The sequence below is a fragment of the Streptomyces sp. NPDC111520 genome (assembly GCF_055635295.1).
Window position 1 is genome coordinate 142,435 of the sequence record NZ_JBVKBW010000007.1, and the last position, 23,126, is coordinate 165,560.

Sequence of the window (23,126 nt, forward strand, 5' to 3'; positions counted from 1 at the left end):
CGTGCGGCACTTGAAGCACGACTGTTCGGTTTGCTGCGCGCGACGGCCGCCGGGGAGCAATGATGGTCACATGGCGAATCCGACGATCCTGACCGTCGACGACGATCCCGCAGTCTCCCGGGCCGTGGCCCGGGACATTCGCCGCAGGTACGGCGACCGCTACCGGGTGGTCCGCGCCACCTCGGGGGACGAGGCCCTGAGCGCGCTGCGGGAGATCAAGCTGCGAGGGGAGCAACTCGCGGTGATGCTCGCCGACTACCGCATGCCGAAGATGAACGGGGTGGAGTTCCTCGAGGCGGCGATGGACCTCTTCCCGCTCGCCCGCCGCGTGCTGCTCACGGCGTACGCCGACACCAGCGCGGCCATCGACGCGATCAACATCATCGACCTCGACCACTACCTGCTGAAGCCGTGGAGCCCGCCGGAGGAGAACCTCTACCCGGTGATCGACACCCTGCTCGACGTGTGGATGGCCACGCCGGACCCGACGGCGTCCGAGACGCGCGTGGTCGGCCACCGCTGGTCGGCGCCCTCGTTCAAGGTCCGCGACTTCCTCACCCGCAACCTGGTGCCCTACCGCTGGCTGCCCGCGGAGGAGCCCGAGGCCGCGCAGCTGCTGGCCGCGGCCGGGCTGACCCCCGCCGACGTGCCGCTGGTCGTGACGGACGACGGGACGACGCTGGTGCGTCCCACCGAGGCCGAGCTCGCCGCCCACGTGGGGCTGAGCACCGTACCGGCCTCCGACTTCTACGACCTGGTGGTGGTCGGCGGCGGCCCCGCGGGGCTCGGTGCGGCGGTGTACGGCGCGTCCGAGGGCCTGCGCACGGTGCTCGTGGAGCGCAGGGCGACCGGCGGCCAGGCGGGGCAGAGCAGCCGCATCGAGAACTACCTCGGCTTCCCGGACGGCGTCTCCGGCGCCCAGCTGACCGACCGCGCCCGCCGCCAGGCGACCAAGTTCGGGGCGGAGATCCTCAGCACCCGCGAGGTGGTCGCGCTGGAGGCCGCGGGCACCGGACGCGTGCTGTCCTTCGGCGACGGCTCCTCCATCGCGGCGCACACGGTGGTGCTGGCGACCGGCGTCGCCTACCGGCGGCTGGAGGCGCCGGGCCTGGCGGAGTTCACGGGCGCCGGCGTCTTCTACGGTTCGGCGATGACCGAGGCCATGAACTGCGCGGGCCAGGAGGTCTACATCGTCGGCGGGGCCAACTCGGCGGGGCAGGCGGCGGTCTACTTCTCCCGCAACGCGTGCCGGGTGCACCTGCTGATCCGCGGCGCGGACCTGCACCGCTCGATGTCGCAGTACCTGATCGACCAGATCGCGGCCATCGACAACATCCAGGTCAGCCCCTGCACCGAGGTCGTCGGCGGCAAGGGCGGCGACCACCTGGAACAGCTGATGCTGCGGGACGCCAAGACCGGCGACGTGACCACCGTGGACGCCTCGTTCCTGTTCGTCTTCATCGGCGCCGAGCCCCGCACGGACTGGCTGGAGGGCGTCATCGAGCGGGACCGGCGCGGCTTCGTCGTCACCGGCCCCGACCTGATCGCGGGCGGCAGGCGCCCGGCGGGCTGGCCGCTCCCCCGCGACCCGTACCACCTGGAGGCCAGCGTGCCCGGCGTCTTCGCCGCCGGCGACGTGCGGGCGGAGTCGGTCAAGCGGGTGGCCTCCGCGGTCGGCGAGGGCGCGATGGCCGTATCCCTGGTGCACCGTTACCTGGAGGCACAGTGACCACGACGGACCGGCTCGGGCCGGAGCAGCTGCGGACCCTGTTCCTGTTCGAGTCGCTCGGCGAGAAGGAACTGGACTGGCTGGGCGAACAGGGCCGGGTGGAGCGGGTCGCGGCGAACGACCCCGTCTACGCCGAGGGCGATCCGGCGACCTGCTTCTACGTGCTGCTGAGCGGCACCGTGTCACTGGGCCGGCTGGTCCACGGCGACGTGGTGGAGGTCAACCGCACCGACCAGCGCGGCGTCTACGCCGGGGCGACGCAGGCGTACCTCGGCGACCGGGTGGAGCAGACGTACCCCAACTCGCTGCGGGCGGTCACCGACTGCGAGTTCTTCGTGGTCCCGGCCGACGAGTTCGCCGGTGCGATGCGCCGCTGGTTCCCGATGGCGGTGCACCTGCTGGAGGGGCTGTTCTTCGGCTACCGCAAGCAGAACACGATCATCGGGGAGCGCGAACGGCTGCTGGCGCTGGGCTCGCTCTCCGCCGGGCTGACCCACGAGCTGAACAACCCGGCCGCCGCCGCGGTGCGGGCCACCTCGGCGCTGCGCGACCGGGTGGCCGGCATGCGGCACAAGCTGGCGATGATCGCCGACGGCCGGCTGGACACCCGTCAGCTGCACGAGCTGGTCGAACTGCAGGACGCGGCGATCAAGCGCATGGCGTCGGCGCCGGAGCGGTCGGCGCTGGAGGCGTCCGACGCCGAGGACGAGCTGACGGACTGGCTGGAGGACCACGGGGTCAACGGGTCCTGGGAACTGGCCTCGACGCTCGTCGCGGGCGGCGTGGACACCGAGTGGCTGGACTCCGTGGTCGACGCGGTCGGCGAGGAACGGCTGGAGGCGGCGATCCGCTGGCTCACCTACACCCTCGACACCGAACTGCTCATGGGCGAGATCGACGACGCCGTCACCCGGATCTCCGGACTGGTGGGCGCCGCGAAGCAGTACTCGCAGCTCGACCGGGCCCCGCAGCAGACCGTGGACGTGCACGCGCTGCTCGACGCCACGCTCACCATGCTCCAGGCGAAGATCCCCGGCGGGGTGCGGGTCGTCAAGGAGTACGACCGCAGCCTGCCGCAGATCCAGGCGTACGGCGCCGAACTCAACCAGGTGTGGACCAACCTCGTCGTCAACGCCCTCGACGCCATGGACGGTTCGGGCACCCTGACGTTGCGCAGCGCCTGGGACGGGCCCGACCGCCTGGTGGTGGAGGTGGGCGACACGGGTCCCGGCATCTCCCCGGAGATCCGGCCGCGGATCTTCGAGCCGTTCTTCACCACCAAGCCGGTCGGCGAGGGCACGGGGCTGGGCCTGGACATCTCGTACCGCATCGTGGTCAACAAGCACCACGGCGACATCCGCGTCGAGTCGAGCCCGGGCGACACGCGCTTCACCGTGTGCCTCCCGGTCGCCCAGCCCGCGATGGAGACGGGGGACGCGGAACGGACGGGCTGAGCCCTCGCCCGGCCGGCGGGCTCGTTCAGGCCACCGGGCTCTTGGACTTGGGGAGCGCGCCGCTGCGGTCGCGGCCGACGGGCAGTTGTCCGTCGGCCGCGCTCTTGAGCGAGCGCAGGGCCAGCAGCAGCACACCGATGTCGTCGATGAGGATCGGATCGGGCAGCAGGTCCACCGGGCAGACCAGGTAGACCAGCGCGGCCCAGAAGGCCAGTTTCCCGGAGCGCGGCACGTCGGCGCTGCGCAAGAGGGTACGGATACGCGCCATCTTCACCACGAGCACGACGGCCACCACGAGCATCACCACGACCGCCACCGCGGCGATCACGAGGGCCGTGGCCGACCAGTCACCCAGGTCCATGTCTGCCTCCTGCGATCCCGTGTACCCGGCCGGTGTGCGCGGAAACGGTGGCCGGCCCCTGCCGAGAGGAAGCACAGATTACATGATCACACCCGACGGGATCTGGGAGGCCGCGGGCCTTCCCGCACGCCGGCTCGCCGGCCTGGCGCTCAACCCCGCGGCCCCCGAGGACGTCCTGCTGCGGCTGCTCGCCGACGGCCCGCCCGCGGCACGGATGGTGCTGTGCCGGGACCGGACACTGCCGGACGCCGTGGTCGACGCCGTCGTCCGCCACCCCGACAGGTACACCCGCAGCTTCCTCGCCCGCAGTCCGCACGCCGAGCCGGCCCAGCGGGCACGGCTGCTGGACGACCCGGAGTGGTTCGTGCGGGCGCACCTGGCCGAGGCCCCCCGGACGCCGTGGGGCGTGCCCCCCAGGCCGCTCCCGGACCGGGCCGTCGTCCACATGATCCTGACCTACGAGCAGGAACTCCTGGGCACCCTCTACCGCCAGGCCTCCCCCGGGCTGATGGAGTCGATGCGCACCCATCCGGAGCCAAAGGTCCGGCGGATGGGTGTCTTCTGGCGCGGCGTGCCGGACGAGGCCCGCGAAGCCCTTCTGGCGGATCCGGACGACGAGGTACGGGACGCGGTGCGGCGCCGTCTGCAGTCCGAGGACCCGGCGTGGGTGGAGCGGGGGCTGCCCGACCGGCCGTGCCATGGGCGGACCCATGCGCTGCTGAACTGCGCCCTGAGCCGAGGCGTCGTGGAGGGTGTGCTCAACGCCCCCGTGGGCGAGGGGGACCGGTGGATGATCGCGGGCAACCCCACCCTTCCCGCCGACGTGGTGCCCCTGCTGGCCGCCGACGCGGACCCGGAGGTGCGGGAGCGGATCGCGTACCGCTCCGACCTCGGGCCGGAGGAACGCCGGGTGCTCGCCGCGGACGCCGATCCGCGGGTGCGCCTCGCGCTCTCCGTGCATCCGGCACTCAGCGAGGCGGAACGCGCGGCGATCGACTACGAGGTGCCGGTGGGCGTCACTTTCGGATGGAGGTTCCCAAGCCTGGTGCCGCGCGACCCCGCCGAGGTGCGCCGTGACGCCCTGTCCGCCCACCCGTTGCTGCGGCGGCGCGCCGCCGGCGATCAGCGCCTGCCGTCCGACCTGGTGGCACGGCTGGCCGCGGACGAGGACCTCGGCGTGCGCGTACTGCTCGCGCAGAACCATCCGGAGGCGCCGGCCGAGCTGCTGCTGAGCGCCTTCCTGGAGTACACCGGTCACGAACGTGAACACCTGCTCACCCGGCCGGGGTTCCCCACCGCGGGGCTGACGCGGTTCGCCCGGCACGAGGACCCGGCCGTCCGCGCCCTGGCCGCCCGGGACCCGGCGGCCGGTGCGGGGACGGTGGACCGGCTGACCCGGGACCCCGATCCCGGTGTGCGGGAGGCCGGGGCACGCCATCCGAACCTCCCGGCCGCCCGGCTCACGGAGCTGCTCGACGACGTCGAACTGGCGCACCACGCGGCGGCCAACCCGGCGCTGGCGCCCGCCGTCATGCTCCGGCTGGTGGCGAGCCTTCCGCTGCCGGAGGATGCCACCGGATGAAGTCGGTCAACCGGCCGTAGGCGTCGCGCAGTTCACGCCGGGCGTATTCCTCGCGGACGTCGATGAGGGCGCCGTGGGCGGCCGTCGGGTCGACCGTGAAGCGGTCGTGCCAGCCACCCCCGGAGGCGATGATCACGGGGGTGTCGACCCCGTCGAACTGGTCGGCGGTGATGTCGACGCGCAGGCCGTTCTTCTCGATCCACGCGTGGGTGGCGCGGTTCTCCCAGGCGCTGACGTAGGTCCACACCCCCTGGCCGTTCTCGTACAGGTACTGACCGAGGAGGATCGAGGCGTCCCCGCAGGAACCGTGCGGGAAGCGCTCCAGGGAGACCAGTCCCGGATCGGGGCAGTCGACGATCGCCTGCCGGAATCCGACGACCAGTGTGCGGAGTTCGGACACCCGCGGAGTCTAACCCGTGAAGATCATTTGTGGGACCCGTGGAACCGGCCCTTCTGCTCGGCGCGGGCCCGGAGGGCGGGGGGCGTGGGGGCGGGGGACGTGGGGGCGTGGGGGCGTGGGGGGCGGGGGGGCGTGGGGGGCGGGGGGGGGCGTGGGGGGCGGGGGACGGGGGACGGCATGGTGGTGGCAGCGGCCGGAACCGGCGCCCGAGCCGGTTCCGGCCGCTGCGGCGGCAGTCAATCGAGCGGCTTGGGTGCCGTCAAGACTTCACGTCAGGATTGGTGCGGAACGCTTGCGGTGGCCCGGATGGACCTTTCCGCGTTCAAGTCCCGAACCGTTGCGACTCCTTGCAGGTCACAGCCACACCCGTGCGCGCAGCGGCGGCCGAGCCGCCGATCCGTCAGAAACACTTTCTGCGAGGACTCTTGACCGCGACTTCTGTCACGTCTTAACTCACGCCCTAAATTAAGTCGTGAGGCTGACACAGGAGTTCCTATGAGACCCGAAGTCAACGCCGCCCGCCGCAGACCCCTTTGGCTGATCGCCCTGCTGGCGGTCCTGCTCGCCCTGATCACCGTCCCGGCCGGCCCCCTCACCGGGGCCCACGCCGCCGCCTGCGGCACCGCCAACGCCGCACAGGGCAGGACCGCCACCGCCTCCTCCTCCGAGAACGGCTCCTTCACCGCCGCCAACGCCGTCGACGGCAACGCCGGCACCCGCTGGTCCAGCGCCTTCAGCGACCCCCAGTGGATCCAGGTGGACCTCGGCAGCTCACAGACCGTCTGCGAGGTCGTGCTGAACTGGGAGGCCGCCTACGGCAAGGCCTACCAGATCCAGCTCTCCGCCAACGGCACCGACTGGACCACCGTCGCCTCCACCACCACCGGCGCCGGCGGCACCGAGACCCGTGCCGTCAGCGGCACCGGCCGCTACCTGCGCGTGTACGGCACCACCCGCGCCACCGGCTACGGCTACTCGTTGTGGGAGCTGGCCGTGCACACCACCGACGGCGGCACCGGGCCGGTGGTCCCCGGCGGCGGCGACCTCGGCCCGAACGTCCTGGTCTTCGACCCCTCCACCCCAGGCATCCAGGCCAAGCTGGACCAGGTCTTCCAGCAGCAGGAGTCGGCGCAGTTCGGCACCGGCCGCTACGCGCTGCTCTTCAAGCCCGGCACCTACAACAACATCAACGCCAACATCGGCTTCTACACCTCGATCGCCGGGCTCGGCCTCTCCCCCGACGACACCACCTTCAACGGCGACGTGACCGTGGACGCCGGCTGGTTCAACGGCAACGCCACCCAGAACTTCTGGCGCTCGGCGGAGAACCTCGCCCTCAACCCCGTCAACGGCACCGACCGCTGGGCCGTCGCCCAGGCCGCGCCCTTCCGGCGCATGCACGTCAAGGGCGGCCTCAACCTGGCACCCAACGGCTACGGCTGGGCCAGCGGCGGCTACATCGCCGACAGCAAGATCGACGGCACCGTGGGCCCGTACTCGCAGCAGCAGTGGTACACCCGCGAGAGCTCGGTCGGCGGCTGGACCAACGGCGTGTGGAACATGGTCTTCTCCGGTGTGCAGGGCGCCCCGGCGCAGAGCTTCCCCAACCCGCCGTACACCACGCTCGACACCACCCCCGTCTCCCGTGAGAAGCCCTTCCTCTACCTCGACGGCAACGACTACAAGGTGTTCGTCCCGGCCAAGCGGACCAACGCCCGCGGCACCAGCTGGGGCAACGGCGCGCCGCAGGGCTCCTCGATCCCGCTGAGCCAGTTCTACGTGGTCAAGCCGGGCGCGACGGCCGCGACCATCAACGCCGCTCTCGCCCAGGGCCTGAACCTGCTGTTCACCCCGGGCGTCTACCACGTCGACCAGACCATCGACGTGACCCGCGCCAACACCGTCGTGCTCGGCCTCGGCCTCGCCACGGTCATCCCCGACAACGGCGTGACGGCGATGAAGGTCGCCGACGTCGACGGCGTGAAGCTGGCCGGCTTCCTGATCGACGCCGGCGCGGCCAACTCCCAGGTGCTGCTCCAGGTCGGCCCGCAGGGCGCGGCCGCCGACCACGCCGCCAACCCGACGACCGTGCAGGACGTCTTCATCCGGATCGGCGGGGCCGGCCCGGGCAAGGCGACCACCAGCATGGAGGTCAACAGCGACGACACCATCATCGACCACACCTGGATCTGGCGCGCCGACCACGGCGCCGGCGTGGGCTGGGACACCAACCCGGCCGACTACGGCCTGCGTGTGAACGGCGACGACGTCCTGGCCACCGGCCTGTTCGTCGAGCACTTCAAGAAGTACGACGTCCAGTGGAGCGGCGAGCGGGGCCGGACGGTCTTCTTCCAGAACGAGATCGCCTACGACGCCCCCAACCAGGCCGCCATCCAGAACGGCGCGACGAAGGGCTGGGCCGCCTACAAGGTGGACGACTCGGTCAACACCCACGAGGCCTGGGGCCTGGGCAGCTACTGCAACTTCACCACCGATCCGACGATCCGCATGGACCACGGCTTCGAGGTCCCGGTGAAGTCCGGGATCAAGATGCACGACGTCCTGGTGGTCTCCCTGGGCGGCATGGGCCAGTACGACCACGTCATCAACGGCACCGGTGCCGCGACCTCGGGCACCTCGACCGTACCGTCCACGGTGGTCTCGTTCCCCTGACGGCTCCGGGCAGGGGTGCCCCGTCCTCCGGCGGGGCACCCCGTCCGCCGTCCTCAGGCGGCCGGCCGGTGGCGGGAGTGCAGCAGCTCGCCCACGGCGACCGCCGCCGCCATGGCGGCCCCCGCCAGCGGCACCGCCGCGCTCCCGCAGAAGGTGCTCGCCACCACCAGCAGGGCGCAGGCGGGCAGCACCGCGTGCTCGGCGAACCCGCGCTTGGCGCTGCGGGAGTGGATCAGCCATACCGTCAGCAGGAAGAGCGCGGTCGGCACCGTGACGGCGGTCGCCGCGGCCGTCTGCGAGATGTGCGCCCTGTGCACGGCCTGCTCGACCACCACCTCCAGCCCCGCCCCGATGGCGGCGGCCGAGCCGAAGACGAGGTAGTGCCCGTAGCCCCACAGGAACGCCCGCGCGCTGCTGGTGAGGTGCTGGTGGACGGGGATGGCGAAGTACAGCCAGTAGGCGGAGAACACGATGAGCAGTCCTCCGAGGCCGACCGGCAGCAACTCGCCGAGCGTGGAGAACTCGTCGACGGCCGACTGCACGGCCACCGTCGCGGCGGCCACCGACTCACCGAGCACGATGAGGGTGAAGAGGCCGTAGCGCTCGGAGATGTGGTGCGGGTGCCAGGTGGTGCGCTGCGCCCGCTCGGCCCAGGCGGGAACCACCAGTTCCGCGACGGCCAGGATCAGGAAGCCCCAGTACCACAGCCCGCCGACGGGCTGGAGCAGCAGGACGACCCACCCCACCTGGACGACGACGAGTCCGGCGGCGTAGCTCAGCGCCGTGGTCCGTGCCGGTCCGGTCGCGTTGCGTGCCGCGCGCAGCCACTGGAAGGCCAGTGCGACGCGCATGATGACGTAACCGGCCACGGCGATCGAGAAGTCGTTGGCGTCGAAGGCACGGGGGACCCCGGCCGCCAGGACCAGGACGCCGGTGATCTGGACGAAGGTGGCGATGCGGTAGGGCACGTCGTCGGTGTCGACACGCCAGCCAGATCGCGAAGAAGACCAGGCAGTAGCCGAGGACACCCTGTCCGGCATGGCCCTCGGCGACCGCGTGCACCAGCCGCGCGCCGGCCTGCGCCACCGCCACCACGAAGCAGAGGTCGAAGAACAGCTCCAGCGGGGTGGCGACCCGGTGCGGCTCGTGCGGGTCGCGGGGCGTCATCCGGACCAGCGGGCGGAAGCGGCGGTCCGGCACCGCCTGATCGTGATCGGTCATCCGCGCATCGTAGGCGGTGCGCACGTGCCCGCGCCCGGAGGAACCGGGCGCGGGCACGTGACGGGGGACGGGGCGGAGGTCAGCCGGTGCTGCCGTCCTGGAGCATTCCGGCCCGCAGCCGGGCCAGGGTGCGCGAGAGCAGCCGGGAGACGTGCATCTGCGTGCAGCCCATGATCTCGCCGATCTGGGACTGCGTCAGTTCCTCCACGTAGCGCAGGTGGAGCAGCCGCCGGTCGCGCTCGTCGAGTTCCACGACGAGCGGGGCGAGCGAGCCGAGGTCCTCGACCAGTTCCATGGCGGGGTCGACCGCGCCGATGAAGTCGGCGAGCACGGTCTCGCCGTCGTCGCCGTCGTCGCCGTTCATGGCGGCGTCCAGGGAGGACGCGGTGTAGCCGTTGGAGGCCACCTGGGCCTCGACGACCTCGGCCTCGGAGATGTCCATCAGCGCCGCGAGCTCGCTCACCTTCGGGGCGCGGCCCAGCCGGGAGGACAGCTCGTCCCGAGCGCGGGCGAGTTCCACCCGGCGCTCCTGGAGGCGGCGCGGCACGTGCACGGCCCAGGTCGTGTCGCGGAAGAAGCGCTTGATCTCACCGACGATGTACGGCACCGCGAAGGTGGTGAACTCCACCTCGCGCGAGATGTCGAACCGGTCGATGGCCTTGATCAGCCCGATCGTCCCGACCTGGACGATGTCCTCCATCTCGTCGCTGCGCTCGCGGAAGCGCTTGGCCGCGAACCTCACGAGCGACATGTTCATCTCGATGAGGGTGTTGCGGGCGTACTGGTACTCGTGGGTGCCCTCCTCGAGCACCGTCAGGCGCTCGAGGAAGAGCTTCGACAGGCGGCGCGCGCTCGTGGGAGCCACGCTGCTCGGGTCGGTGATCTGCGGCAGTACGTCGACCTCGGGGCTCTCGACCCCGGTGCTCGTCCCGCTCACCTCGGCGATCACGGCTCCTCCTCGCACCTCTGCACCTCTGCGTCGTGTTCGTACGTTGCCCCTCGGGTACCCCCTCCGCCCGGAAGCATTCCCCCCGATCCCGGAAGGACGTGAATCCCGCCGGCGGCAGCGTAGGACCGGCCGGCCCGGGCAGACCAGAGAGGGACCGATGATGCCTACGGGGTGATCGTGCGTGTACATCATTGACCTAGACGCGGAGGGCGGAGGGCTCCTGCGGCCCACCACCGCGGAGCGGACGCTGCCCACCACCATCGGCGAGGCTCGTGACTTCGCCCGGACCAGACTCAAGGACGTCGATCCGGAGCGTGTCGAGGACTGCCTGCTGGTCGTCTCCGAACTGGTCACCAATGCCTTCCGGTACGGCGGCGGGCTGGCGGGCCTCGACGTGGAGGCGGCGCAGGACGCGATCCGTGTGTCCGTCCAGGACCACAACGACGAGCTGCCGGCCGCGCCGCCGCCGTCCGACCACTTCCTGCCCGGCGGCTACGGGCTGCGCCTGGTGCGCCGGCTGGCCCGGGACGTCCGGGTGACGCTGCTGCGCGCGGGCGGCAAGGTCATCCACGTGCACCTGCCGCGCTGACGCGCCGCTCCCCCGGCCCCCGGCCACGACGTCGTACGTGTGGGCGAACGGATTGCGGTAACACGCACCTTTGGTGCAAGGAGACCCGCACCACGGTCAGTTCGAGCGTCGGGGCCGGACGACGGCCCCCGGGAGGCAGACACCATGACCACGGGCATCATCATCGGGGCGGTCGTCGTCGTTGTCCTGATCGCCCTCGCCGCGGTCGCCACGCAGCGGCGCGGCGGCGGCACGGGACGGTTCAGGCGACGCTTCGGGCCGGAGTACGAACGCACGGTCGCCCGGCACGACGGCGACACGGAGGCGGCGCACCGGGACCTGCAGGAGCGCGTCGACCGGCACGGCGGCCTGAACCCTGAGCCGCTGAGCGCACGTCAGACCGAGGAGTACCGCGTCGAGTGGGCCGCCCTGCAGGAGCGGTTCGTCGACTCCCCCGCCCAGGCGGTCCAGGACGCATCGCTGCTGCTGGACCGGCTGGCGCACGACCGCGGGTTCCCGGAGCACGGCTCGGGCGAGCAGATCGACGCCCTGTCGGTCCACCGCCCGCGGCACCTCCAGGCCTACCGCGACCTGCGCGGGGTCGCGGAGACCCGCAACGACGGTGACCGCACCGCGGCGGACACCGAGGAACTGCGCGCGCGGCTGCTCGGCGCCCGGGCGCTGTTCGACGACCTCATCGCGGTGGACAAGGAGCCCCGCGCCGCCTCGCGTGAGGACGGCGCGGGTGGACCGGGCTCCGGCCGACGCGGCTCCCACCGCTTCCACCTCCCCTCCTGGAGCAGCCGATGAACCCCACGCACGAGCACCACGACACCGACCGGGACGACGCGCCGGACCGTACCGCCGCCACCGGCACGCCCGACCGGACCGACACCACCGGCACCCCCGCCACGGCGACCGACACCACCGGCACCCCCGCCACGGCGACGGACGGCACCGGACGCGAGGAACGCAACGCATCCGCCGGACGGACCCCCGGCACGCCGAAGTCCCCCGCGCGGCACGGCGCCCAGGAGAAGGCCGAACCGCCCGCCGCACGCCGGCCCGCCGGATGGTCGCGGCCCGAGGACGGCGAGGAGCAGGCCGACGCCCGGAAGACCGCCGGCGGCACGTCGTCGGCGGCGGAGGCGCCCGGCACCCCTGAGCGGCCCGCGGCCGCCCCGCGTCCGGCGCGGGACGAGCGGGTGCCCGCCCCCGGCACGCCGGCACGGCCGGACGGCACGGGGGACAAGCTGCGGCAGCGGCTCCAGCACGCGGTCGGCGGCTTCGTCGACGAGCCGCGCCACGCCGTGGAGGAGGCCGACGAGGTCCTCGGTGAGGCCACCGAGCGGCTGATCGGCGAACTGCGCGGCCGGCGCGAGGAACTGCGCACGAGCTGGCGGGCCGGCGGGCACGAAGGCGGCGACACCGAGAAGCTGCGCGTGGCCCTGCAGGGCTACCGCGACCTCGTCGACCGCGTCCTGCACGTCTGAGGACCGCGACGCGCGCACGAAGCACGATCCGCGCACCACGCGGACTTGAGCGCACCACGTGAACGACAGGAACGCGGTGGCCGGGAGACCTCGGGTCTCCCGGCCACCGCGTTCCTCGCGCACCGGTCAGTCGCCCGCGTGACGGTACCGGGCCCAGAGCGGCAGCCCGTACCAGCAGACCAGGTACCAGACCAGGACGGCGGCGACGAGCCACGGGACGAAGTCGTCGTGGGTGGCGGCGCGCAGCACCAGCAGCAGCGCCGAGGTCATCGTGGCCAGCAGCAGCACGAGCCCGACGAAGGTGAGCCGCGAGGCCCAGCGCACCGCCTGCGGCTTGATGCGGCTCCCGGAGACGATCCGGTGGAAGGAGACCGGGCCGATCAGCGCCCCGGTCGCGCAGGCGCCGAGCACCACGGTGACGATGTAGATCGTGTGGTCGGTCGTCCCGAGCCGCTGGTAGTGCGGGGTGAACACGACGGTCAGCAGGAAACCGAAGAGGATCTGCACGCCCGTCTGTGCGACCCGCACCTCCTGGATGAGCTCTCCCCACTTCCGGTCGGCGCGCTCCTCCTCGGTCTCGTCACGCCCGGTTGCCGGGCCGGTCCGTCCGTCCGCGTCGTCACTGGGCACGGCACCCTCCCACTGGTCGATCGTGCGTCTCATGGCTGACTTACCACCGGCTGCCCCCGCGGCGCGCGTCGAGCCCCGGGCACGCCGAGGGACGGCGACCGGTCCGGCCGCCGTCCCGTACGCGGTCCGGCCGCCCCCGCGGGGGCGGCCGGACCGCGGTGCTCACCGCCGCGACCTGCTCCGCGACAGCAGGCTCACTCCGACGGCCGCGAGGCCGATCTGTATCAGCCACTCGATCCAGTCGACGCCGTCGGTGTCGGCGACGCCGACCCCCTGGGCGATCGCGCTGCCGATGAAGGCCGCGACGATGCCGACGACGATCGTCCACAGCACTCCGATCGGCTGCCGCCCCGGCGCCACCAGACGCCCCAGCACACCGATGATCAGACCGATCACGATGGCACTGATGATGCTCGAGATCTCCATCTCCACCTCAACCCCAGCTTCGTCCGGCGCCTGGCCGGAAGTGTGTTCGCACCACGCGGATACCCCCGGTCGGACACTCCACGCAGCCCACCCGGCGCCCGGTCGCCGGGTGTGTTCCGGCCGCGACGGGGCACCCGGTGCACCGAAGGCAGTCGGGGCAGGGAGGCAGGAGTGGACACGACGGTGGGTGCGGGCGCGGTACGGCCCGGGACGCAGGGGAGGAAGGCGATCCGCGCCGGGGCGCGGGCGGGCCTGACCGCGCGCGGGGTCATCTACGCACTGCTCGGGGTGCTGGCGCTGCGGGTCGCCTTCGACGGGTCCCGTGAACAGGCCGACCGGGGCGGCGCGGTGGCCCAGCTCGCGGACCGGCCCTTCGGCGGGTTCCTGGTCTGGGCCCTGGCGGTGGGGTTCGCCGGGATGACGCTGTGGCGGTTGTCGGAGGCGGTGTTCGGCGCGGCGGGACCGGACGGGGACAAGGCCGGCAAGCGGCTGATGTCCGGGGCCCGCGCGGTGTTCTACGGCTTCGTGACGTACTCCGTGGTGACCTTCGCGGTGAACGGCTCCTCCGCCGGCGGTTCGAGTGACGAGACCTCGAAGGACGTCACCGCGCACGCCCTGGGCTGGCCCATGGGCCGCTGGCTGGTGGGCGCGGCGGGCCTGGCCCTCGCGGGGGCCGGGGCGTGGATCGCGGTGCGGGCGATCATGCGGCGCTTCCGCAAGCACCTGCGGACCGGAGCGATGTCACCGCGGGTCCGCAAGGTGGTCGACTTCCTCGGGGTCGCCGGCGGGACCAGCCGGGGCGTGGTGTTCGCCGCCGCGGGCTGCTTCGTCGTCGTCGCGGCGGTGCGCTTCGACCCGGACCGGGCGAAGGGCCTGGACGACACGCTGCGCACGTTCCGGGACACCCCGGCCGGGCCGTGGCTGCTGGCGGTGGTCGCGGTGGGCCTGGCGCTGTTCGGGGTGTTCTCCTGGGCGATGGCCCGCTGGCGGCAGGTCTGAACCGCGCCGGGCCGGGTCAACGGCCCGGGAGCTTCACCACCGTCACGAAGAAGTCGTCGATCTGGCGGACCACGTCGATGAACCGGTCGAAGTCCACCGGCTTGGTCACGTACGCGTTGGCGTGCAGCTTGTAGCTGCGCAGGATGTCCTCCTCGGCCTCGGAGGTGGTGAGGACGACGACCGGGATGGTGCACAGGTCGGCGTCGGCCTTGATCTCGGCGAGCACCTGGCGGCCGTCGAAGCGGGGCAGGTTGAGGTCGAGGAGGATCAGCCCCGGGCGCGGCGCACCGGCGTGGGCGCCGCGCCGGTTGAGGAAGTCGAGGGCCTCCTCGCCGTCCCGTACGACGTGCAGGACGTTGCGGACCTTGTTCTCCTGGAACGCCTCGCGCGTCATCAGTTCGTCGCCGGGGTCGTCCTCCACGAGCAGCACGATGATCGGTTCCGGTTCCTGCACGTTCACGCGGGCCCTTCCTCCGGTGCGGGTTCCCGCTCGGCGGTCGCCGGCAGGGTGAAGCGGATGCGGGTGCCTTCCGGCCGCCCGGGATCGAGCCAGATCCGGCCGCCGTGGTACTCCACGATCTTCTTGCACAGCGCGAGCCCGATGCCCGTACCGCCGTAGCTGTCGCGGCTGTGCAGACGCTGGAAGATGACGAATATCTTGTCGGCGAACTCCGGCGCCACGCCGATGCCGTTGTCGGTGACGGAGAAGCGGAGCATGCCGTCCCCGTCCGAGGGCTCCGCGCCGTCCGGCGTCCCCGGGTCGTCCAGGGTGATGGTCACCCGCGGCGGCCGGTCCTCCGCGCGGAACTTGACGGCGTTGCCCACCAGGTTCTGCCAGAGCATGGTCAGCAGGGTCGGGTCGCCCACGGTGGCGGGCAGCGCGGGCGGCCGCTCGACGACGGCGTCCGACTCCTCGATCGCGACGGACAGGTTGCCCAGCGCGCGGTCCAGCGGCTCGTCCAGGGCGACCGGCACACTGGCGTCGCCCAGCCGCCCGACCCGGGAGAACGTCAGCAGGTCGTTGATGAGCACCTGCATGCGCTTGGCGCCGTCGACGGCGAAGGCGATGTACTGCGTGCCGCGTTCGTCGAAGCTGTCGCCGTAGCGCTTCTCCAGCAGCTGACAGAAGGACGCCACCTTGCGCAGCGGTTCCTGCAGGTCGTGGGAGGCGACGTAGGCGAACTGCTCCAGCTCCGCGTTGGAGCGGCGTAGTTCGCCTGCCTGCAGCTCGCGCAGTTCGCCCTCGTGGCGCAGCTGTTCCGCCTTGCGCCGCGACTCCTCGAGCTCCGTGACGATGCGCAGCCGCATCCCCTCCACGGCGGTCCCGACGGCGTGCAGGTCGGCGGGGCCGTGGGCCGGGATGCGGCGGTCGTACTCGCCGCCCGACACCTCCTGCACGGCCTCGCGGAGCCGGTTCAGCGGCCGGACGACCACCAGCCGCACCACGACCGCGAGCGCGACGGCGGTGAGGAAGAACGCCAGGACCATGAGCCCGAAGACCCGGTCCCGCAGGGTGCGGGCGTCCGCCAGCTGCCGCGTCCCGGCGGCGCGTTCGGCGTCCAGCCGGCGGACCTGCGTCGCGGACAGGACGCGCACCCGGTCGAAGGCCTCCTTGCCCCGGCGGGTGGTGGCCGCGTCGGGGGTGCCGCCGCCGAGGGCCTTGGTGCGGTCGACGACCTGCTGCGCGTACCGCCGGCGCCAGTCGGCGGCGGCCTGCCGCAGCGCGTCGAGGTCGCGGACGAGTTCGGGCAGGCCGTCCACCAGGCCGCGCGTGCGCCGGGCGGCGTCCTCCTCGACGGCGCGGCCGCGGGTGTAGGGCTCCAGGAAGTCCGGGTCGCCGGTGATGGCGTAGCCGCGGACCCCGGTCTCCTGGTCCACCAGGGCCGTCTGCAGGCGGTAGGCCTCGACCCGCGCGGGCGAGACCCGGTCGATGAGGTGGTCCGAGACCTCCGCCGTGCGGCGCAGCTGGGTGAAGCCGACGCCCGCGGCCACGGTCATGAACACTCCCAGGGCGGCGAGGACCAGCACGATCCAGCCCTGGACGGTGAGCCGCGCGCGGGCGGCCGTCACGACGAGGCGTTCCAGGTGAGGTGGACCACGGCCAGGTCGTCGTCCAGGCCGCCGTGGTCGGCGGCCAGGGCCTCGGCGCGGGCGATGATGGTGTCGACGAACTCCGAGGCGGGCAGCGTGGCGTGCGCTCTGGCCAGGGCGAGCAGGCCGTCCTCGCCCAGCCGTCCCTGGTCGGTGCGGCCCTCGAACAGCCCGTCCGTGAAGAGCATCAGCGACTGGCCGGGGCGCAGTTCCAGCCGGCCCTCGGGCCAGTCCCCCTGGCCGGGCACCACGCCCAGGGCGGGCCCGCGCGGCGGTTCGATGTACTCGACGGTGCCGTCCGGGGTCAGGCTGAGCAGTCCGTGGTGCCCGGCCCGCCACACACGGGCGCTGCGGCGGTCCGGGGCGAGGGTGAGGATGGTGGCGGTGGCGAAGATCTCCGGGGCGGCGCGTTCGGCGACCAGCACCTGCTCCAGCAGGGCGAGCTGCCGGGAGCCCTCGACCCCGGTCAGCACCAGGGTGCGCCAGGCGATGCGCAGTCCGACGCCGAGCGCCGCCTCGTCGGGCCCGTGCCCGGACACGTCCCCGATGAGGGTGTGGACGACGCCCTCGTCGGTCTCCACGACGTCGTAGAAGTCGCCGCCGAGGAGGGCGTCCGCCCGGCCGGGACGGTAACGGGGCGTGACGGTGACGTCCTTGGTGCGCAGCATGGGCAGCGGGAGCAGCCCGCGCTCCAGGCGGGCGTTCTCCTGGGCCCGCATCTGGCTGGCCCGCAGGGCGACGGCCGCGCGTTCGGCCTGCTTGCGTTCGACCGCGTAACGCAGCGCGCGGCCGAGGAGTTCGCCCTCGACACGTCCCTTGACCAGGTAGTCCTGCGCCCCGGCGGACAGCGCGGCCAGGCCGGTCCGCTCCTCGGCGAGACCGGTGAGCACCACGACGGCGGCGCGGTCGGTGAGCGACAGGGCGCGGCCGAGGGCGTCGAGGCCCTGGCCGTCGGGCAGGTGCAGGTCGAGCAGGACGCAGTCGGCGGGACGCGCGGCCAGTTCGATACCGGCCTCGGCCAGTGTGCGCACCCAGCGCAGGTCGACGGGCACCCCGCTGTCGGCGACCAGTTCCTCCACGAGCAGGGCGTCCCCCGCGTCGTCCTCGACGAGGAGGACGGAGAGCCGGGTGCGCCGGCCGTCGCCCTGTCTGGGGACGACGCCCTCGGGGGGCGTCAGCGTGTTGCCTTCCACATCGTCTCCCCACCCTGCGGTGGCCCCGGGTGGGGCGATCGGATCGTACGCGACCGGCACCCGGGCCGGGTGGCCTTTGGGACAGTGCCGATCATCTTCGATCATTGCCGTTTGGCAACAGTAGTCGAACGCAACAATTGCACGGACGGCGGCCCGCGCGCCAACGCGCCGGGGCGCCGGAATCCGGCCCACGGGCACGGGCCGTACGGCTACGCGGTGTGACTCCGGTCCCCGGCAGCCACGGCACCGAGCCCCGTCGACTCGGCGGCGGAGCGGAACGCGGTCAGCCCCTCCAGCAGCGCGCGCCGGGCCCGTTCGGGCATCGCCGCCACGACCGTCGCCAGTTCCCGCTCGCGGCGTTCCCGCAGCTGGGCGAGGAAGGCGACGCCGCGCGGGGTGAGCCACAGGCACACCTCACGGCGCGAGGTGGGGCTGGTGTCCCGGGTGAGGTACCCCACCGCCTGCAGGCGGTCGCAGAGCCGGCTCACCGCGGGCGGCCCGGCCCCCAGGACGTCGCACAACGTCCGCAGGTTGATCCCCTCGTTCCCCTCCAGCGCGAACAGCAGGCGCAGCTGCGAGGGCGGCACGGGAGGGTCCCCCGCGTCCCTGCCACGGCCCCACAGCACCTCGAGTGCCTCGACCACGGACGACGCCGCGGCCAGGGCGGCGTCCCGCTGCGATCCGGCGGTGGCGGGCAAGAGACCCTCCTCACGGCGTGCCGCCCGCGGGATACCGCCGGCGAGCGGGTAGACGAAGACAGGACAGGGCGCGCCAAACCGCGCGCCACCACGCTAACCGACCCGCCCACCGACCCAGAAGGACCGTCACACCCCGGTGAACCGACACACCCCGCTCGCCGCCGAACGCGCCCTGCGCGCGGCGCCCCCGCACGCCCTGCCCGCGGCCCTCGCGGACGTCCTGCGCACCCACTGCGCGGCCCGCTCCGTGGAGGTCCTGCTCGCCGACTACGGCCTGGCGGCGCTCCAGCCGGTCTCCGCCCCCGAGCCCGCGGAGGCCGCCGTACCCCTCGCGGCGACGCCCGAGGGCCGGGCCTTCGGATCCCAGGAGCCGTTCGCCGAGCCGGCGGGCGACGGCGGCGTACGCCTCCACCTGCCGGTGAGCGTGCGCGGCGACCGGATCGGCGTGCTCAGCGTCACACTCCCCGGTGAGCCCGCGCCCGAGGAGGTGCGCGACCTCGGCGAGGTCGCCGAGATCCTCGGCCACCACCTCCTCGTCGCCGACCGGGACACCGACCGCTACCTGCGCGCCCGGCGTCGGGACCGGCTCACCCTCGCCGCCGAGGTGCAGTGGGAACTGCTGCCCGGACGTGCCTGCGCCCGGCCCGAGTACGCCCTCGGCGCCCAGTTGGAGCCCGCCTACGACATCCACGGCGACAACTTCGACTGGTCGGCCTCCGCGACGGACCTCACGCTGTCCGTCACCAACGGCATGGGGCAGGGCATCGAGGCCGCCCTGCTGACCAGCCTCACCGTGAACGCCCTGCGCAACGCCCGGCGCGCCGGCGTCCCCCTCGCCGACCAGGCCATGCTGGCCGACCAGGCCGTCTACGCCCGCCACCGGGGAGAGCAGTACGTCTCGGTGCTGCTGATGCGCTTCGACCTGGTGACCGGCGCGGCCGAGGTGGTGGAGGCCGGGTCGCCGCGCGTGTACCGGCTGCGCGGCTCGGCGGTGGAGCGGATCGGCTTCGAGGCGCAGTCGCCGCTGGGCATGTTCGAGGACACCCCCTACGTCCCGCAGCCCTTCGAGGTCCGCTCCGGGGACCGGCTCCTGGTGGTCAGCGACGGCGTGTACGCGACCGCCTCACCCGGCGGCGAGGCGTACGGCGAACGGGCGCTGTCCCGTGCGGCGCTGGCCACCCGGCTGCTCCCGGCCGCGGACGTCCCGCGCGCGATCCTGGGCGAACTGCCGGGCCACCGCGTCCTGCCGGAGGCGGAGGACGACGCCCTGGTGGTGTGCCTGGACTGGCGGTGAACCGCAGGGTGGAGCTTGCCTGGTGACGGGCGATGGGGAAGACTCTTGCCGAAGGGCAACTGTTTGCCCAGCCAACCTTCGTCCAGGTACGAGAGGGTGACCGGAGCGAGCCCGACGGTCCCACGCGGCCCCGGCCTTGCTCCTACCGCATTGTGACGTCTCTCCCGCCTCCGCGCTCCTCAGTGGTTCGAGAGCAGGGGTCAGGCACCTCCGCTCGGGTCGGACTGCGGGTGCTGCGCGCGCTGATCGATTCCCTGACCGAGACCGCCGTCGTGGTGTGCGACCGTGCCGGGGTGATACGTGCCGTGAACGCCGTCGTCACCTCCTGGGCCCCGCAGGTCGTGGCCGGCCGTCCGCTCGCCGGCACCGCCCCGGCGTGGCTGACGGCCGCGGACGCCTCCGGTGCCCCCACCGCCCACGGCGGCGTGGGGCACCGGCAGGTGACCGCGCGCCGCGCCGACCTCCCGGGCGGGCACCACGCCTGGTACCTCACCGACGTCACGGACGCCCGCAGCACCGACCGGGAACTGCGACTCGCCCACGAGCACACGGAGTTCCTCGCCGAGGCGTCCGCCCGGCTGCTCTCCTCCCTCAATCTGCGCAAGTCCCTGGCCGCGACGGCCGAACTCGCCGCCACCCGGCTCGCCGACGCCGCGGTGGTCATCACCCCGCCCGACCGGCGGGGGCTCCGGCTGACCCGGGCGGTCGCGGACCGCCCGGGCGTGGCGGAGTGGTGCCTGTCCGCCGACCCCGCCGAAGTGCCGGGACTGGCCGAGGCCCTGGCCGGCTTCCCCCCGGTGCCGTCCCGCTGGATCGATCCCGCGCGGGCCCCGGACTGGCTGCTCCCCGAGGACTTCGGCACGCCGGTGTCACTGCTGGTGACCCCGCTCCCGGGCAACGGGGTCCCCGCGGGCGCCCTTGTCCTGATGCGCCGCTCCGGCGGGCCGTTCACCGTCGAGGAGGAGACCTTCGCCCGGGTCTTCGCCGCCCGGGCCGGAGCCGCGATCTCCGCGTCCGTCCTCTACACCGAACAGGCCCGCAGTGCCGCCGTGCTCCAGGAGGACCTGCTGCCGCCGCTCCTCAAGCCCATCAAGGGCACCGAGGTCGCGGGCTCCTACCGGCCGTCCCGCGAGACGCTCCGCGTCGGCGGGGACTTCTACGACGCCTACCCCGCCGAGGACTCCGACGGCGAGAGCACCGTGGTGCTCGGCGACGTGTGCGGCAAGGGTCTGGAGGCGGCCGTCCTCACCGGCAGGATCCGCAACACCCTCAGCGCCCTGCGGCTGGTCGAGACCGACCACGTGCGGCTGCTGACGCTGCTCAACCACGCGCTCCTCAACACCGCCCACGCGCGCTTCGCCACCATGGTGCTGGCGGGCGTCACCCCGCTCGGCCACGGCCAGGTGCGGCTGCGGCTGACCGCGGGCGGGCATCCGGCCCCGCTCATCCTTCGCGCCTCCGGCGAGGTGGAGGAGGCCGACACCTCCGGCACCCTCATCGGCGCGGTGCCGGACGTACGGGCCACCACCTTCACCACCGTGCTGCAGCCCGGCGAGAGCTGCCTGCTCTACTCGGACGGCGTCACCGAGGCCCGCGGCGGGGTGACGGGCCGTGAGTTCTTCGGCTCGGAGCGGCTGAAGACGACCGTGGCCGGCTGCGTCGGCATGCCGGTGGAGGCCCTCGTCGAACACGTGGAGATGCGTACCACCGAGTGGCTCGCCGACCGCCCGCACGACGACATCGCGCTGGTCGGCATGGCCGCCCCGCGCGGCACCCACCTGAGCGCGGTGAACGGCCACGGACCGGGCAGGTTCACGGGATGAGCACCGTGAACACCCGCCGGGCCACCGCCGGCCCGGCCGAGGACCGGGCCGGCGACCTGTTCGCCGCCATCGCGGACGGCGACGAGTACGCGGCCGTGGCCGTCGTCCGGGCGGCCGTCGGCGACGGACTCCGGCCGGAGCGCATACTGCAGGAGGTCATCGCCCCGGCGCAGCGGCGGATCGGCAGGGAGTGGGCGGCCGGCCGGATCACCGTCGGCCAGGAGCACGCCGCGACCGCGATCAGCGAGCGCGCCGTCGCCGCGCTCACCGGCGCCCCGCCGGACCGGCGTGCCTCGCCGCCGCTGGGCCGCGTGGTGGTCGCCTGCGTGGACGGCGAGTGGCACACCATGCCGGCGCGGCTCGTCGCCGAGACGCTGCGGCTGCGCGGCTGGCACGTCGACTTCCTGGGCGCCCACGTCCCGGCCCGGCACCTGGTGGCGCACCTGCACGAGACCGGCCCCGACGCCGTGGCGCTGAGTTCGTCGCTCAGCGTACGACTGCCCAAGGCGCACGCCACGATCACCGCCTGCCAGGCGGCGGGCGTGGCGGTGCTGGCGGGCGGCCGGGGCTTCGGCCGCGGCGGCCGGTACGCGTTCCGGCTCGGCGCGGACGCCTGGGCGGCGTCGGCCCCGGAGGCGGCCGACCGGCTGGCGTCGGCCTGGCCGCCGCAGGTGCGGCAGCCGCACGAGACCCTCGCCCACCTCGCCGACGACGAGTACACCCTGGTGGTACGGGCCAGGTCCCGGCTCGTCGCCGGGACCATGGAGGCGCTGCCCGGCGTCCTCCCGGCGAGCCGCTCGTACACCGGGCACCAACTCGACCGCACCGCAGAGGACCTGGGCCACATCGCCGACCATCTGGCGGCCGCGCTGTACGTCGACGACGCGGAGCTGTTCGGGGACTTCCTCGTCTGGACCGCGCGGATCCTCGCGGCCCGCGGGGTTCCGGCGACCGCGCTGACCGTGAGCCTGGAGCTGATGGCCACGAGCCTGCGCGACTTCCCCCGGGCGCTCGCGCTCATCGCGTCGGGCGTCGCCGCGATCCGAGGGACGGAGGAGGTGACCGGCCCGGAGCGGCCGGCGAACACCGCATGACGCACTCGCACCTGCCACCCCTGCACCTGACGACCGAGCGCCCCGGCCCCGGCACCGGCCCGGGCACCGTGGTCCTCCGCGTCACCGGGGACCTCGACCACGAGACCGCGCCGGACCTGTTGGACGCCGTGTCGGGCGAACTCTCCCCCGGCGACCCGCCCGCGGAGCTGGTCCTCGATCTGTCCGGGGTCGCCGTGTGCGACTCCTCGGGCCTGTCCGCGCTGATCGTCGCCCTGCGCAGGACGTCGGCCGCGGGCACGGCCCTGCGGCTGACCTCCCTGCCGCCGCAGTTGCTGCGGGTCGTCAAGGTCACGGGCCTCGCGGCGCACTTCGCGGCCGCCCTCGACGCCGACCCCCACTCCCGCCGCCCCGCGGAGTCCTGAGCCCCACGTCCGACGACCCTCACGGGATCACGCCGCACACCGTCCGTGCATCGCCGACGGCGGCA

General features: G+C 73.3%; 21 protein-coding genes and 1 pseudogene. 12 read left to right on the top strand and 10 right to left on the bottom strand.

Annotated elements, in window-relative coordinates; all coding sequences use genetic code 11:
- Window positions 1–70 precede the first annotated feature (70 nt).
- The gene (locus ACZ7MY_RS18255; protein WP_499602952.1) at window positions 71–1,729 is read left to right on the top strand and encodes an NAD(P)/FAD-dependent oxidoreductase; all 1,659 of its coding nucleotides are present in this window, start codon (window positions 71–73) and stop codon (window positions 1,727–1,729) included.
- On the top strand, window positions 1,726–3,183 hold the full coding sequence (locus ACZ7MY_RS18260; RefSeq protein WP_499602954.1) for an ATP-binding protein: 1,458 nt from the start codon (window positions 1,726–1,728) through the stop codon (window positions 3,181–3,183). The genes ACZ7MY_RS18255 and ACZ7MY_RS18260 overlap by 4 nt, the downstream gene beginning before the upstream one ends.
- A gap of 25 nt (window positions 3,184–3,208) precedes the next feature.
- Here ACZ7MY_RS18260 and ACZ7MY_RS18265 read toward each other — a convergent pair whose 3' ends face one another.
- Window positions 3,209–3,544: a YkvA family protein gene (locus tag ACZ7MY_RS18265; RefSeq protein ID WP_499602956.1), complete on the bottom strand. Its 336-nt coding sequence runs from the start codon at window positions 3,542–3,544 to the stop codon at window positions 3,209–3,211.
- Between the two features lie 82 nt (window positions 3,545–3,626).
- On the opposite strand from ACZ7MY_RS18265, the gene ACZ7MY_RS18270 reads away from it, so the two are divergent.
- The gene (locus ACZ7MY_RS18270; protein ID WP_499602957.1) at window positions 3,627–5,126 is read left to right on the top strand and encodes a hypothetical protein; all 1,500 of its coding nucleotides are present in this window, start codon (window positions 3,627–3,629) and stop codon (window positions 5,124–5,126) included.
- Here ACZ7MY_RS18270 and ACZ7MY_RS18275 read toward each other — a convergent pair.
- Complete coding sequence (locus tag ACZ7MY_RS18275) at window positions 5,074–5,526, bottom strand: hypothetical protein (RefSeq protein WP_499602959.1); 453 nt, start codon at window positions 5,524–5,526, stop codon at window positions 5,074–5,076. The two genes, ACZ7MY_RS18270 and ACZ7MY_RS18275, sit on opposite strands and share 53 nt — an antisense overlap.
- 495 nt (window positions 5,527–6,021) lie before the next feature.
- Between ACZ7MY_RS18275 and ACZ7MY_RS18280 the strand changes: the two genes are divergently transcribed.
- Window positions 6,022–8,199, top strand: coding sequence for a pectate lyase-like domain-containing protein (locus ACZ7MY_RS18280; protein WP_499602960.1), 2,178 nt, complete (start codon window positions 6,022–6,024; stop codon window positions 8,197–8,199).
- Window positions 8,200–8,252: 53 nt separating this feature from the next.
- On the opposite strand, the pseudogene ACZ7MY_RS18285 reads toward ACZ7MY_RS18280, so the two are convergent.
- Window positions 8,253–9,420 (bottom strand): annotated as a pseudogene (locus ACZ7MY_RS18285) (low temperature requirement protein A).
- 79 nt (window positions 9,421–9,499) lie between these two features.
- Entirely contained in the window at window positions 9,500–10,369 is an 870-nt protein-coding gene (locus ACZ7MY_RS18290) for an RNA polymerase sigma factor SigF (RefSeq protein ID WP_499602962.1), read from the bottom strand.
- A gap of 181 nt (window positions 10,370–10,550) precedes the next feature.
- Here ACZ7MY_RS18290 and ACZ7MY_RS18295 point away from each other — a divergent pair, with 181 nt between their 5' ends.
- The 3 genes from ACZ7MY_RS18295 to ACZ7MY_RS18305 all read left to right on the top strand — a co-directional run bounded on the left by ACZ7MY_RS18295 (window position 10,551) and on the right by ACZ7MY_RS18305 (window position 12,430).
- Window positions 10,551–10,958 carry an ATP-binding protein gene (locus ACZ7MY_RS18295; RefSeq protein WP_499602963.1) on the top strand — a complete coding sequence of 136 codons (408 nt, stop codon included), beginning with the start codon at window positions 10,551–10,553 and terminating at the stop codon, window positions 10,956–10,958.
- Window positions 10,959–11,102: 144 nt separating this feature from the next.
- Complete coding sequence (locus ACZ7MY_RS18300) at window positions 11,103–11,747, top strand: hypothetical protein (protein WP_499602965.1); 645 nt, start codon at window positions 11,103–11,105, stop codon at window positions 11,745–11,747.
- Window positions 11,744–12,430, top strand: coding sequence for a hypothetical protein (locus tag ACZ7MY_RS18305; protein WP_499602966.1), 687 nt, complete (start codon window positions 11,744–11,746; stop codon window positions 12,428–12,430). The genes ACZ7MY_RS18300 and ACZ7MY_RS18305 overlap by 4 nt, the downstream gene beginning before the upstream one ends.
- Before the next feature lie 126 nt (window positions 12,431–12,556).
- Here ACZ7MY_RS18305 and ACZ7MY_RS18310 read toward each other — a convergent pair whose 3' ends face one another.
- Together ACZ7MY_RS18310 and ACZ7MY_RS18315 are read right to left on the bottom strand one after the other, a co-directional pair.
- On the bottom strand, window positions 12,557–13,093 hold the full coding sequence (locus tag ACZ7MY_RS18310; RefSeq protein WP_499602968.1) for a DUF6328 family protein: 537 nt from the start codon (window positions 13,091–13,093) through the stop codon (window positions 12,557–12,559).
- Between the two features lie 129 nt (window positions 13,094–13,222).
- Window positions 13,223–13,486, bottom strand: coding sequence for a GlsB/YeaQ/YmgE family stress response membrane protein (locus tag ACZ7MY_RS18315; RefSeq protein ID WP_499602970.1), 264 nt, complete (start codon window positions 13,484–13,486; stop codon window positions 13,223–13,225).
- Window positions 13,487–13,657: 171 nt separating this feature from the next.
- Between ACZ7MY_RS18315 and ACZ7MY_RS18320 the strand changes: the two genes are divergently transcribed.
- The gene (locus tag ACZ7MY_RS18320; RefSeq protein WP_499602971.1) at window positions 13,658–14,485 is read left to right on the top strand and encodes a DUF1206 domain-containing protein; all 828 of its coding nucleotides are present in this window, start codon (window positions 13,658–13,660) and stop codon (window positions 14,483–14,485) included.
- A gap of 16 nt (window positions 14,486–14,501) precedes the next feature.
- Here the strand turns inward: ACZ7MY_RS18320 and ACZ7MY_RS18325 are convergent, their stop codons facing one another.
- The 4 genes from ACZ7MY_RS18325 to ACZ7MY_RS18340 form a co-directional block, all read right to left on the bottom strand.
- Window positions 14,502–14,939, bottom strand: coding sequence for a response regulator (locus tag ACZ7MY_RS18325; protein WP_499603288.1), 438 nt, complete (start codon window positions 14,937–14,939; stop codon window positions 14,502–14,504).
- A 2-nt stretch (window positions 14,940–14,941) separates the two neighbouring features.
- Window positions 14,942–16,555 carry a sensor histidine kinase gene (locus ACZ7MY_RS18330; RefSeq protein ID WP_499602972.1) on the bottom strand — a complete coding sequence of 538 codons (1,614 nt, stop codon included), beginning with the start codon at window positions 16,553–16,555 and terminating at the stop codon, window positions 14,942–14,944.
- A complete protein-coding gene (locus ACZ7MY_RS18335) occupies window positions 16,552–17,769 on the bottom strand; it encodes a PP2C family protein-serine/threonine phosphatase (protein ID WP_499602973.1) in 1,218 nt (405 codons plus the stop codon). Before ACZ7MY_RS18335 ends, ACZ7MY_RS18330 begins: the two co-directional genes overlap by 4 nt.
- A gap of 209 nt (window positions 17,770–17,978) precedes the next feature.
- The gene (locus tag ACZ7MY_RS18340; protein ID WP_499602975.1) at window positions 17,979–18,467 is read right to left on the bottom strand and encodes a MarR family winged helix-turn-helix transcriptional regulator; all 489 of its coding nucleotides are present in this window, start codon (window positions 18,465–18,467) and stop codon (window positions 17,979–17,981) included.
- Window positions 18,468–18,603: 136 nt separating this feature from the next.
- On the opposite strand from ACZ7MY_RS18340, the gene ACZ7MY_RS18345 reads away from it, so the two are divergent.
- The 4 genes from ACZ7MY_RS18345 to ACZ7MY_RS18360 all read left to right on the top strand — a co-directional run bounded on the left by ACZ7MY_RS18345 (window position 18,604) and on the right by ACZ7MY_RS18360 (window position 23,061).
- On the top strand, window positions 18,604–19,761 hold the full coding sequence (locus ACZ7MY_RS18345; RefSeq protein WP_499602976.1) for a PP2C family protein-serine/threonine phosphatase: 1,158 nt from the start codon (window positions 18,604–18,606) through the stop codon (window positions 19,759–19,761).
- Window positions 19,762–19,991: 230 nt separating this feature from the next.
- A complete protein-coding gene (locus ACZ7MY_RS18350; RefSeq protein WP_499602977.1) occupies window positions 19,992–21,584 on the top strand; it encodes a PP2C family protein-serine/threonine phosphatase in 1,593 nt (530 codons plus the stop codon).
- Window positions 21,581–22,678, top strand: a complete 1,098-nt coding sequence (locus tag ACZ7MY_RS18355) for a cobalamin B12-binding domain-containing protein (RefSeq protein WP_499602979.1) — start codon at window positions 21,581–21,583, stop codon at window positions 22,676–22,678. Before ACZ7MY_RS18350 ends, ACZ7MY_RS18355 begins: the two co-directional genes overlap by 4 nt.
- Window positions 22,675–23,061: an STAS domain-containing protein gene (locus tag ACZ7MY_RS18360; protein WP_499602981.1), complete on the top strand. Its 387-nt coding sequence runs from the start codon at window positions 22,675–22,677 to the stop codon at window positions 23,059–23,061. Before ACZ7MY_RS18355 ends, ACZ7MY_RS18360 begins: the two co-directional genes overlap by 4 nt.
- Window positions 23,062–23,126 lie beyond the last annotated feature (65 nt).

Coding starts and splice junctions, on each gene's coding strand:
- ACZ7MY_RS18315 (WP_499602970.1), bottom strand. CDS start 13,486: ATGGAGATCTCGAGCATCATCAGTGCCATCGTGATCGGTCTGATCATC.
- ACZ7MY_RS18270 (WP_499602957.1), top strand. CDS start 3,627: ATGATCACACCCGACGGGATCTGGGAGGCCGCGGGCCTTCCCGCACGC.
- ACZ7MY_RS18360 (WP_499602981.1), top strand. CDS start 22,675: ATGACGCACTCGCACCTGCCACCCCTGCACCTGACGACCGAGCGCCCC.
- ACZ7MY_RS18300 (WP_499602965.1), top strand. CDS start 11,103: ATGACCACGGGCATCATCATCGGGGCGGTCGTCGTCGTTGTCCTGATC.
- ACZ7MY_RS18310 (WP_499602968.1), bottom strand. CDS start 13,093: ATGAGACGCACGATCGACCAGTGGGAGGGTGCCGTGCCCAGTGACGAC.
- ACZ7MY_RS18280 (WP_499602960.1), top strand. CDS start 6,022: ATGAGACCCGAAGTCAACGCCGCCCGCCGCAGACCCCTTTGGCTGATC.
- ACZ7MY_RS18355 (WP_499602979.1), top strand. CDS start 21,581: ATGAGCACCGTGAACACCCGCCGGGCCACCGCCGGCCCGGCCGAGGAC.
- ACZ7MY_RS18265 (WP_499602956.1), bottom strand. CDS start 3,544: ATGGACCTGGGTGACTGGTCGGCCACGGCCCTCGTGATCGCCGCGGTG.
- ACZ7MY_RS18255 (WP_499602952.1), top strand. CDS start 71: ATGGCGAATCCGACGATCCTGACCGTCGACGACGATCCCGCAGTCTCC.
- ACZ7MY_RS18305 (WP_499602966.1), top strand. CDS start 11,744: ATGAACCCCACGCACGAGCACCACGACACCGACCGGGACGACGCGCCG.